Raw genomic sequence first — 11,811 nt, 5'->3', positions numbered from 1 at the left:
CTTCGTTATTTTTAAAAATCCCAGCCCACGCCCATCTGCCAGGTGCGGGGCGGAGCCGGGTAGCCGTCTGCGTAGAGGTGGTCTTCATCCAGACAGTTATCCACGCGGAAGAAGAACCTGACCTGCTCAAGACGGTATTCGCCCCTCAAATCCAGCAGAAAGTAAGAAGGCGCTGTTTTGGTGTTGGCCGCATTGGTGTAAAGCTCGGATACATGGGTTCCCTGTATACCGAACATGAGGTCCGACGAAGGCCTGATTTGTAAATCCGCCTTGAATTTGTGCCTGGGCTTGGCCGAGATCCAAAGCTCGCTCTGGTCGTCGATGGCTTCCAGGTAGGTGTAGGAAGGCCGAAAGACGAGCCATTTGAAAGGCTTAAAGGTAAGTGACGCCTCCACTCCGCTTAAATGGGTCTCACCCAGGTTTTCATATCTCCCGACTCCGTCTTCACCGCGCATATAGGTTATGCGGTCCCTTATCTGGTTATAAAAGACCGTGGTCGAAAGACTGAGCCAATCAAGGGGAGAGTAGTTGGCGCCTAGGCTGTAGTTGGTTCCCCGTTCCATATCCAGATCCGGATTGGGCCTGGTGGTTGAGGTTTCATAATAGCGTTGCCGTATGGAGGGGGTGTTGTTGGTCAGCTGAAAAGCCGCTTCCAGGCGCAGGTCGCCTATTTTCCAGCCTGCCTTTACCTCGGGGTTTATGGCCGTGTCAAAGGCCGAATACAGGTTGGCCCTCAGCCCCAGGCCGAGAGTCAGAGGCAGTCCTTTGAAGCGGATGGATTTTTGCCCGAAAAGCGAATAGGACTGCTCGTCCACGGGCTTGACCTTGTTGCCCTGGGCCTCGGTGGTGGCCAGCATCAGGCCGGTGTTTATCTTACCCAAAAGGGAAGTCTTAAAGCTTTTGCGCAGGTCCTGTTTAAGGTTCCAGCTGCGCAGCTTGGTTACGGTGTTTGAATCGCTGTTGTAAAAGTCGTTCTGAAAACGGGTGAATGATGTGGTGTTTTTCCATCCATTGGCCTTGAAGTTAAAGGATGCCCCCAGGGCCTCGTCCCTGGAACGGGCTTTTGGAGTGGGGCGGCTAGGCAGACCCGGACTTCCTTTTCTGGTTTCTCCGTAGTCAAGGGCCAGGGTGGGGGCCTCTGAGTCGGAACCTGCAAAACGCAGCCATTTTTCAGGGGCATAGGAGAGTTTGATCCCGGCCCGGCCCTGTTCTTTGTCACCGTTTATTCTGAAGCCGTCCGTGGAAAAAAAATCTCCGTTAAAGGAGACCCCCCAGGGGCCGCTCTTGCGGGTGGCATTGCCCTTAGTCCGCCAGTAGTTCTGGTTGCCGGCTTCAAAAGACAGGCTTGCCTTGGTGCGATTTACTGCCTTGGTCTTGATGATTATCACCCCGCCACTGGTGTTGTCCCCAAAGGCAACCGCACCGCCGCCTTTGATCAGCTTCAGGGTTTCGATATCCTCCACTGAAACCAGGTTCCATTTTATCTGTCTATGGGCGCTGGCCGTGTTGATCAGGCTCATGCCGTCTAAAAAAACCGCTACGGCGGAATTGCCCCTTATGCTCACCGACGAGCTTCCGGCCTTGACCCCGGGGATAAGGTTCAAGAGTTCCTGTATAGAGCGGACATTGGCTTCGGAAATGTCCGAGGAGTTTAACAGGATGGTCTCCCCATTGGGCATGGCGCCGTTTGCCGCGAACCCAAGGCAAGGTGTGAGAAAAAGCCCCAACACAAATGCGATAACCGATATTTTTTTCACTTTAACCTCATAAGCCGGGTAGATGATTCAGCCAGGTTCATAGTTCAGCGACCCGCTTCAAGCCTCTGCTTTTGAGCATTGGGGTGAAAACAGCTTGATCGTGTTTGTGATATTGGGGGGCCTCAAACAGGCCTGGGGACATCGTTTGGATATTTTTTTAATAAAATTAGCAAATTGGGCCAGGTTGTTTTGTGGTGCGGCAAGGGGAGGGACCAAGTCCCTGCCAAGCCGTTTTTCTTGTTTGAAAGTCTTTGGAGTTTTGCCGATTCGGTATTGGAAAGGTTTTTCTTTTTGGGTTGGTCTGGGCAAAATAAACCCCCGGTTCATAAAAAAACCGAGGGACTGCACCCAGCTTACTTCACCCCAGGGCAGGCTGCAAAAACGCATATCCCGACGCTAAGCAGCCAAAAAGAGGAGCGTGCAGGTCTTCTGGCTTCCGGATCAACCTACCGGCCGCCACCTTCCCGCCCTTAAATCGGACAGTGGCTTAATCAGCGGCTTTCGTCCCCGGTCACAGCGGCGGGACCGCGCCGGATTCACACCGGCTTCCCTCAAGGCCATATATGGCGCAGGCTCCAATTGTAGAGTCTATAAAGGCATTACCAACAATAGATGGGACTGTCAACCAACATGAAGCCCGGGCAAGATTAAAAAAGAGACAGACCGGAGAAATAGGGGTTTCTCCGGCCGGCTTTGTTTTTATTTTCTGGCCACAACAAGCTCCAACTCGCCCATGGGAGTGTCAAAGTTGCGACTGCGCACGGATCTGAAACCAGCCTCAAGCATGGCGCTTGCCAGCTCGTCTTCCCTAAAATTATAGGTCTCTCCGGAAAAGAGCATGGAACTCATGGAGATGATCAATTCATTCGGTTCAGTGCCTTCGGCCCTTATTCCGTCGTGAAAGCTCACAAACACCCCGCCGGGGTTGATGGAGTCGTAGATCTTGCCGAGGATCCGGTGCATACGGTCCCGGAAAAAGTTCAGGGTGCAACTGGCCAACACCAGGTCGTAACCCTCACCAATATCTTCTTGGCAGTAGTCCCGGCCCAAGGTCTGCACCCTGTCTTGCATTTCATACTTTTCTATGATTTTGGCCGACACCTCGACCACCTCAGGTTGATCCAAGACAACCGCCTTCATGTCCGGATGGGCCTGGGTTATGGCCAGAGCCATCATTCCCGGTCCGGCTCCCAGGTCCAGCATTTTTTTCATCTTCGGGAATTCAGGCAGCCCGGCCACTTGCTCTGCGATCAAACGGGCCTGACCTGAAGCGGCATAGGCTGCCATGTCTTCAGCATAATCAGCCCAGAATTCGCCTTCTGAAAAATTTTTCCGATTCGGCTGGGAAGCGGGGCCGTTTTTAACCAATTCTTCCATATCATCCAGGTATTGCAGCATCACTTGGTGAGAGCGCTGTAAAAACCCGCCTAAATAGGTTTCCTTGCCGCACCTTAAATATTCCGCGGCCAGGGGACTGTTTTGAAAACGCCGGTTTTTCTTGGTCACCATTTTGGCGGCGCAGAGGCAATTGAGCAGGGCTTCGGTGTTTCCCCCGTGAAAACCCTTTTTCCGGGCCACCTCATCTGCGGTGACCGGTTCATCCAGTTCATCAAAGATGTTTAGATTAACCGCCCCCAGGATAAGGCGGTGGATTATGGCCTGTAACATGGGGGTGAAAAGGTCTCTGCTGTTTGTTTTCGGCTGCGGGAGTTTTATCATGGCATCATCCCTTGCTTGGATTTTAAAAACGGTAGGTCAGGGTTATATCCACACTCCCGAAAGCGCTGTCGTCGGCTGGGAGTGATTAGGGTTTTTTGTTTATAAAAAAATTTATAAAAGTTAATAATTTAAGGTAATATTAACAAAAATATTCACAAAAGTTATTAGTTTTTGCCTTGCTCCTCTTAAAAAAGCCCTGCCCCTGGCTGGCAGACAACCGGGGCAGGGCTTTTAGATTCTGTTTTTATGAAAAAATCAGTCTTTTTGGAAATTAAAAATACCCCAGGCGAGATGGCCTTTTTCCCCGCCTTTCACCCAGTGCATCAGGCCTTTTTTCATGTTATCGATATAATCCCGGCTTACCACCTTGCCCAGCTCCGCTTCCCTGGTTTCGGTTTCTTGCAGGATTCTGGCGTAGTGGTTCACCAGGTGGCCGGTATTTTCCTTGAACTCAACGAACCGCAGGCCCAACTCTTCTAAGATGTCCTTGTAAAATTTGGGGGAGCCCAGGGTCTCAAGGTGTATGCGGTCATAGATGGGCTGAAGCACACCGTCCGGGCAATTATCCGCCGCCATGGGGTCTGTAAAGACAAAGCGGCCGCCGGGCTTCAGGAGCCTTTTCACCTCGGCCATAACTTTTTTACGGTCGCCGCTGTGCAAAATAGCGTCCTGGGACCAGATAAAGTCAAAACTTTCATCAGGGTAGGGCACCTCTTCAAAGCTGGCTTCGACCACTTCCACCAGATGCTCAAGCTCCTGTTCCTTGTTCATCTGGCGGTTGCGCAGGTTCTGCACAGGCGAGAGATTCAGGGCAGTGACCTTGCAGCCAAAGTTTTTGGCCAGAAAACGGGCCGCTCCCCCGAAACCGGCTCCCATATCCAGGACCTTTGACTGCGGCCCCAGGTCTTCCAGGCGCGAGGCCATGGTCTGCACCGTGCGGCGGCTGGCCAATTTGATGTCTTCTTCAGGTTCACCGTAAATGCCGATATGTATATCTTCCCCTCCCCATATACTGAAATAGAACCTGTCGGCATCCGTGCTGTTGTAATATTTCCGGGCCGTGTTGACCGCTTCGGAATAGGTGTCTTGACTCATGGCTAATCGCTTTTCTCCTCTAGGTATTCTTTTTCCGCCACGTGCACAAAAAAGTCCGGGTCTTTTTCCAGGTTGCTTTGCTTGAAATCGCTGTAGGTGGTTACTCGCTGGAAACCCACATCACTCAAAAGTCCTTTCATATATTTTTTGCGCAAGGGGTACATATTCAGATGAAACTTGCTGCCGTCTTCAAAACGGTACACAAAACGGGCCAGGCCTTCGTCCACGTGCTCGGGCTCGGCCACCACGCCTTTTCCGCAATAGTAGTATTTGTGCTTGCTGGTAAAGCCGTCGTCGAGCATGCCGTCATAATTCCTTTGGTCTATGACTAAAATGCCGTCATGGGCCAGCATGGAGTAGTACTCGGCCAGGGCTTTTCTGCGGTCGTTTTCCTTGAACAAATGGGTGAAGGAGTTGCCGAGGCAGATGATTGCGTCAAACTCCCCATGAACGTCACGGTTTAAAAAACGCCAGTCCGCCAGGCAGGTGTTCAGAATAAAGCCGTGTCTCTTGGCGTTCTCAAAGGCCTTGGATAACATCTGGGGGCTTCCGTCTATGCTGGTGACGTCGAACCCTTCGCTTAAAAGGCGCACCGAATGGAAACCCGTGCCGGTGGCCACATCCAGAATTTTTTTGGCGCCGTGCTCCTTGAGGGTCCGAATGAAAAAATCCCCCTCCGCCTTGGCTCTGCGTTTCCAGTCGATCAGCTCGTCCCATTTGTCGGCCAGTGTGGTTACGTATTCTTCCTGGTAATGGTCGCTTTCCCTCACCTCCACCGGTTCCAGGCCAAAATCCTGGGTCTTGGCAAAAGACATTTCGGGACCTCCCTTGTTGAAAGTTTGGGCCTTGTCAGCACATCTAATTAATATCTGTAGTGTTCCGGTTTAAAGGGGCCGTTTTGAGGCACGCCTATGTAGTCTGCCTGTTCCTTGCTGAGTTTTGTCAGCCTGGCTCCCAACTTGTCCAGGTGCAGCCTGGCCACTTCTTCATCCAACTCCTTGGAAAGGGTGGTGACCCCTATCTCACGCTCATTTGACCACAGGTCCATCTGGGCCAGGGTCTGGTTGGTGAATGAATTGGACATTACAAAACTGGGGTGGCCCGTGGCGCAGCCCAGGTTCACCAGCCTGCCCTCGGCCAGAAGGTAGATGCTTCTGCCGTTTTCAAAGGTGTATTTGTCCAGTTGGGGCTTGATATTGGTCTTTATGACGCCGGGCCGGTTGTTCAGGCGGTCCACCTGGATTTCATTGTCAAAATGGCCGATGTTGCAAACAATGGCCTGATCTTTCATGTTGGCCATGTGATCGGCGGTGATAACGTCGCAGTTGCCGGTGGTGGTGACGAATATATCGGCTTTTTTCAGGGCGTCTTCCATGGTGACCACCTTGAAACCGGCCATAAGGGCCTGCAGGGCGCAGATGGGGTCTACCTCGCTTACCAGCACTCTGGCCCGGTGAGAGGCCAGGGCCTCTGCCGATCCCTTGCCCACGTCTCCGTAGCCGCAAACCATGGCGGTTTTGCCGGCCACCATCACATCCGTGGCCCTTTTGATGCCGTCTACCAATGATTCACGGCACCCATAGATATTGTCGAATTTACTTTTGGTGACCGAGTCGTTGACATTAATGGCAGGGGCTAAAAGTTCTCCCTTTTCCTGCATCTGGTAAAGCCTGTGCACACCGGTTGTGGTCTCTTCGCTTACACCCTTGAAATTTTCCACCACCCTGTGCCAGAAACGATTGTCCCTGGCCTGGAGCTCTTTCAGCCTTTCATTAACGATCAAAAGCTCCTTGTTGTCGGTGGGTTCATCTAAAATGGCCGGGTTCTCCTCGGCATAGTAGCCCCGATGGATCATAAGGGTGGCGTCGCCGCCGTCATCGACCACCAGGTGGGGGCCGTTGCCGTCCGGCCAGGTAAGGGCCCTCAAGGTGCAGGTCCAATAATCTTCTAAGGTTTCACTTTTCCAGGCAAAGACCGGGGTGCCCGCTTCGGCGACGGCGGCTGCCGCGTGGTCCTGGGTCGAGAAAATATTGCAGGAGGCCCAGCGTACATCAGCTCCCAGGGCCTTTAAGGTTTCGATCAAAACAGCTGTCTGGATTGTCATATGCAGGGAGCCTGCGATGCGCGCTCCCTTAAGGGGTTTTTCCGGGCCGTATTTTTCCCTGGTCGCCATCAGGCCGGGCATCTCTTTTTCGGCTATGGCCATTTCCCGGCGGCCCCATTGGGCCAGGCCCAGGTCTGCAACCTGGTAGTCAGGGCCCGTGCTTTGTGATGTCATGGTGGTGTTAAGAATTTCTTTGGCTGTTTTGGCAGTCATAATTAGGCAGCATCCTTGACTCTGGCGGCATGGGCCAGTGCTTCGGCCTTCCCGGTCTGTTCCCAGGGGAAGATTTCACGGCCGAAATGCCCGTTAACCGCAGTTTTTTGATAAGACCAACCGGCGGGATTCTTGAGATCAAGTTGGTCAATGATGGCAGCCGGGCGGAAATCAAAGATTTCGTCTGACTCCAGTATCTTCTGCAATTCCGCATCCGTGATTTTTCCAGTGCCGAAGGTGTCCACGTTGATAGAGAGCGGAGCAGCCACGCCTATGGCATAGGCCACTTGAATTTCAGCCCTTTCGGCCAATCCCGCAGCCACGATATTCTTGGCGGCAAACCGGGCGTAATAAGCTGCCGAACGGTCCACTTTGGATGGGTCCTTGCCTGAGAAGGCTCCGCCGCCGTGAGCGCCCACCCCGCCATAGGTGTCGACAATGATTTTGCGCCCGGTCAGCCCGGCGTCGGCATAGGGGCCGCCTAGGATAAAGGCTCCGGTGGGGTTGATGTAGAACTTGGTCCGGCCGGTCAAAAGGCCGGTGGGATTGAGTTCTTCTTTGCAAACGGCGGTGAGGTCTTTTTTGATGGTTTCATAATCCACTTCATCTGTCTGGTGGCTTATAACAACCGCTGTCAGCTCCTTGGGTTCACCCTTGACATAGCGCACCGAGACCTGGCTCTTGGCATCCGGCCTGAGATAGCCGATCTCCTTATTTTTACGAAGCTCGGTCAAACGGCCGAGAAGGCGGTGGCTGAAAGCGATGGGAGTAGGCATCAGTTCAGGCGTTTCATTACTGGCGTACCCGAACATCATGCCCTGATCACCGGCTCCCTGTTCTTCGTAAAGCCCCTCTCCCCGGCTCACACCCTGGCTGATGTCCGGGGACTGGCCGTGAATCCTGGAAATGTAATTAAAGGATTCATCCCAAAAAAGCAGATCTTCGTGGTCGTAGCCGATCTCTCTCACCACCTGACGGGCGATCTTTTCCGTGTCTATCTTTTCCCAGCCGTTGCAGGTGATTTCACCTAAGTTCACGACCGAGTCATGAGCCACGGCGGTTTCGCAGGCCACCCTGGCCTCCGGGTCCCCGGCCAGGCAGGCGTCGAGCACTGCGTCTGATATCTGATCGCATACCTTGTCCGGATGCCCCTCGCCGACCGATTCCGAGGTAAAAACATGGTCGGTTTTGATTTTGCTCATTTGGCGTTCCTTTCTGCTTTTTCATCCCGCAATTCATTTGCCTGAGGGCTTTTGCCCCCGGGGTGGCTGCGCACTACTTCAGGGGATTAGTCATAAGGTGTGATTGGAAAACCGCCCCCAATTGAGATAAGCCCGGAAAACTTGCCGTGTCCGGGTTGGGGCAATACTAAGCAAGGTTTGTTCCAGATTTATTTTGTAATCCCGAACTATCTGAAAGAATACGAAATATTTTTTGTTAAAAAGAAGGGAATCACTTAGGTTTCAGTTTCAAGAAGGCTTTTGAGGCCTATGTGTATATAAAATGCACGATTGTTTACTAATCTACCTATAATGTGTGCATACCCGGATTTAAACACTTCAGTGAAGACCTGAAAAAACGGGGGAAAATTGGCCCAGGTAAAGGGGCTTTGTCGTTGGTTTGATGGTAGAAAATGCTTTAACTGGCTAAGTTTATATGTTTTGTTTGTATTCTGTTTTTTTCTTGGGTTGGTTTGGTGCTTTTGTAAATGATATTCACAAACAGCCATGGTTTTTGGGAAATTGTGAGCCGGGGTGTTCAGGGCCATAGACAGGTTTTTGGGGAGTGAAATGAGATTTACAACTTAGACCCAAAAAGCCGGGCGGGCCTCAGGTGATTCAGGCCCGCCCGGCAGTGCTCAAGCGTTTTATGCGGCCTTTGTCTTTATGCCAAAGAAAAGGGTGTAAAGAACCGGCACCACGATCAGGGTCAAGATGGTGGCAAAGGCCAGCCCGAACATGATGGTTACGGCCATGGAGGAAAACATGGCGTCGGTGAGCAGGGGGATCATACCCAGGATGGTGGTGATCGAGGCCATCAAGACCGGCCGCATTCGCCCCACCGATGAGTCGATAACCGCCCTTAAGGCGGGCTTGCCCGCTTGGGTCTCGATCTTTATCTGATCCAGAAGCACCACCGCGTTTTTGATCAGCATGCCGATCAAGCTGTAGGCCCCGAGCATGGCCAGGAAGCCAAAGGGTTCTCCGGTTATCAAAAGGCCCGCCGCCATGCCCACTGTGGCCAGGGGGACCACCAGGGCGATGATCAGCGGCTGGCGGACTCCGTTAAACAGCATAACCAGGATAACCAGCATCAAAATGAGTGAAAGCGGCAGGTAGGTGCCTACACCCTTGTTGCCCTTGTCACTCAACTCCTTTTCACCTTCCCATTCCAGATGATACCCCTCGGGCAGGGGCAGGGCCTCGATCTTGCCTTGGATTTGCTCCAGTAACCCGTTTGAGGTCACTCCCTCTACCGGGTCGCATTGGGCCCTGATCACCCGCCTTCTGTTGTACCGCCTTACAATGGGGTCTTCCCAGGAAAGACTTTGGCGGTTTGTGACCTGCCCCATGGTGGTCGCCCGGCCCTGGCTGCCCCATACCGGTGAAAAGGCAAGCTTCTCCAGGTTGGCATCGCCCAAGCGCACCTTGATTGGTATGAGCTTGTCGTTTTCCCTGAAGCTGGTTACCGTGAGCCCGTCTGTGAGCGAAAGGAGGGTGTTGGTCAGATCCTTGCGTTCAACCCGGGCCTGAGGCCCCTTTTGCTGGGAATAGTTTGCCTTTAAAACCAGGATTCTTTGTTTCCAGTCATCGGTGATGTTTTTGGCCAGCCCGCTTTTTTTCATGATGTGCTTTGTTTTTTCGGCCAGGTCTCTCAGCACCTTGGGGTCCGGGCCTGTGAAACGCGCCTCCACCCTGTAATCGGACTTGGGGCCTGAGATATATTTGGTGATATGCAACTCTCCCCGGGGCAGGTTTTGGGCGAACCATTTTTCCAGATTCTGTGCCAGCTCATCTATCTTTCGATAATCGTGGACACTCACTACAATCTGGCCATAAGCCGGGTCGTGGGGCTCCGGGGTGATGGCGGCGGCGAACCTGGGGGCGCTTTGCCCCAGGCAGGCGGTATGGTTTTTAACCTCTTTCAGACCTGAGATGTATTTTTCAGCCTTGGCAAGGTCCCTGGAAAGGGCCTGGATGCGGCTGCCCTGGGGCAGCCTGTAGTCAATAAAAAATTGGGGCTTGTCCGAGTCCGCGAAAAAGATTTTAGAGACAAGATTAAGGCCTGCAAAACCACTTGCCAAAAAGACGAGCATGACCAGCAGGGTGAGCAGACGGTGCCTTAAGGTCGCCCTTAAAAGGGTTTTGTAGAGGCAATGAAAAAGGCTTTTCTCATCGGTTATGGTTTTTTTGCCCGGTTTCACCTTGAGCAGGTAATAACCGAAAACAGGTGTCTGGGTCATGGCCAGGACCCAGCTGGCCATGAGGGCTATGGCCACCACCTGGAAAAGGCTGGCGCAATATTCGCCGGTGTTGATGGGGGCTAAGTAAATCGGTATAAAGGCCAGGGCCGCTATGACGGTGGAACCCAAAAGGGGCAGGGCGGTCTGGCGGGCTATGCCGCTTATGGACTTTTCCTTTTCCTCGCCTTTTTTAATCCCCGTCAGGGCCCCGTCCACCACCACAATGGCGTTATCGACTATCATGCCCATCACCAGGATCAAGGCAGCCAAAGAAACCCTTTGCAGGTCAATGCCCCAGGCAAACATCACCACTAAAGTGGCCAGGATGGAGAGGATAAGGTTGGCCGAGATTATCAGTCCGCTTCTTATTCCCATGGTGATCAGGAGTACTGCCAGCACAATGCCAACCGACTCCCCCAGGTTGGTGAGAAAGGCGTTTATGGCCCGTTTGACGAATTTGGACTGAAAATAGACCTCATGCACTTCCAGCCCCACGGGCAGACGAGCGGACATTTGCTCGATCCGGTTTTCCACGGCCAGGCCCATTTCGACCACATTGGCCCCGTTGGCGGCGCTGATGGCCAGGCCAATGGCCGGTTTGCCGTTAAAACGGATAAACGGCTCCGGCGGATCAAGGTAGGCGCGGCTCACCCTGGCCAGTTCGTCGAGTCTTATCTGGGCTCCGCCGGGAGATGAGATTATCAGGTTTTCAATGTCTTTGGGGCCCTCAAAGGAACCCGTTTCCGAAATACGCACCCTGGCGTCTCCGCAATTGACCGCGCCTGAGGCGAGCATTCGGTTTTGGGAGGAGAGGGTTTTGACTATGCTGACCGGGCTGATTCCCGCACCACTGCATTTGGCGCGGGAAATGCCGACATTTATTACTTCAGTGCGCTCACCCACCAGGTTGATGCGTTTGACATCTTTCACCAGGACCAGTTCGCGCTTCATGAATTCGGCATAATCCTTGAGTTCCGCGTAACTGAAACCCTCGCCTGTCAAGGCCAGGAAGATGCCGAAGACATCGCTGTAATCGTCCATCACAATCGGCGGCCCGGCCTGGGGCGGGAGTTTGCCCTGCACCTCGCCGACCCTGCGCCTTAAGATGTCCCAGAGCTGCTGTATCTTGTCGGTGCGGTTGTATTCATATATATTCACCCAGATTATGGATTGTCCGGGCCGGGAAAGGGATTTGATGCTCTCCACCTCTTCCGCAGCCTGAATGGCCCTTTCAACCACCCTGGTCACCTGTTGATCAACCTCATGGGCCGAGGCGCCGGGATAGGCGGTTACCACCATGGCTGTCTTGATGGTAAAGGTGGGGTCTTCCAGCTTCCCCATTTTGGTGTAGGCCAAAACGCCGCCCACAATCAAAATAAACATGAAAAATAAAACAGTGACCCTGTTTTTCAGGGAATAGTTAACCAGATTCATGAGACGATTCTTTCCCGATAATGGTC

Annotated in this window: 7 protein-coding genes and 1 riboswitch; all 7 genes read right to left on the bottom strand. The window is 53.0% G+C overall.

Translation table 11 applies throughout. From position 1 onward, the window contains the following. Positions 1-11: 11 nt before the first annotated feature. Positions 12-1,757 carry a TonB-dependent receptor gene (locus tag X474_RS24085; RefSeq protein ID WP_044352627.1) on the bottom strand — a complete coding sequence of 582 codons (1,746 nt, stop codon included), beginning with the start codon at positions 1,755-1,757 and terminating at the stop codon, positions 12-14. Between the two features lie 402 nt (positions 1,758-2,159). After that, a riboswitch (cobalamin riboswitch) is annotated at positions 2,160-2,346 on the bottom strand. Between the two features lie 110 nt (positions 2,347-2,456). After that, positions 2,457-3,476, bottom strand: coding sequence for a methyltransferase (locus X474_RS24075; protein WP_052515589.1), 1,020 nt, complete (start codon positions 3,474-3,476; stop codon positions 2,457-2,459). Positions 3,477-3,731: 255 nt separating this feature from the next. Further along, positions 3,732-4,571, bottom strand: a complete 840-nt coding sequence (locus tag X474_RS26670; RefSeq protein WP_044352624.1) for a class I SAM-dependent methyltransferase — start codon at positions 4,569-4,571, stop codon at positions 3,732-3,734. 2 nt (positions 4,572-4,573) lie between these two features. Beyond that, entirely contained in the window at positions 4,574-5,386 is an 813-nt protein-coding gene (locus X474_RS26665; RefSeq protein WP_044352623.1) for a glycine/sarcosine N-methyltransferase, read from the bottom strand. 47 nt (positions 5,387-5,433) lie between these two features. After that, the gene (gene ahcY, locus X474_RS24060) at positions 5,434-6,849 is read right to left on the bottom strand and encodes an adenosylhomocysteinase (protein ID WP_044352809.1); all 1,416 of its coding nucleotides are present in this window, start codon (positions 6,847-6,849) and stop codon (positions 5,434-5,436) included. A 41-nt stretch (positions 6,850-6,890) separates the two neighbouring features. Continuing rightward, the gene (gene metK / locus X474_RS24055) at positions 6,891-8,090 is read right to left on the bottom strand and encodes a methionine adenosyltransferase (protein ID WP_044352622.1); all 1,200 of its coding nucleotides are present in this window, start codon (positions 8,088-8,090) and stop codon (positions 6,891-6,893) included. A gap of 665 nt (positions 8,091-8,755) precedes the next feature. Next, on the bottom strand, positions 8,756-11,785 hold the full coding sequence (locus tag X474_RS24050; protein WP_044352621.1) for an efflux RND transporter permease subunit: 3,030 nt from the start codon (positions 11,783-11,785) through the stop codon (positions 8,756-8,758). Between the last annotated feature and the right edge of the window lie 26 nt (positions 11,786-11,811).

It is taken from the genome of Dethiosulfatarculus sandiegensis, assembly GCF_000931935.2.
GTDB lineage: Bacteria > Desulfobacterota > Desulfarculia > Desulfarculales > Desulfarculaceae > Dethiosulfatarculus > Dethiosulfatarculus sandiegensis.
The sequence above is the reverse complement of the archived record's forward strand: the minus strand, read 5'-3'. Positions and strand labels throughout refer to the sequence as shown.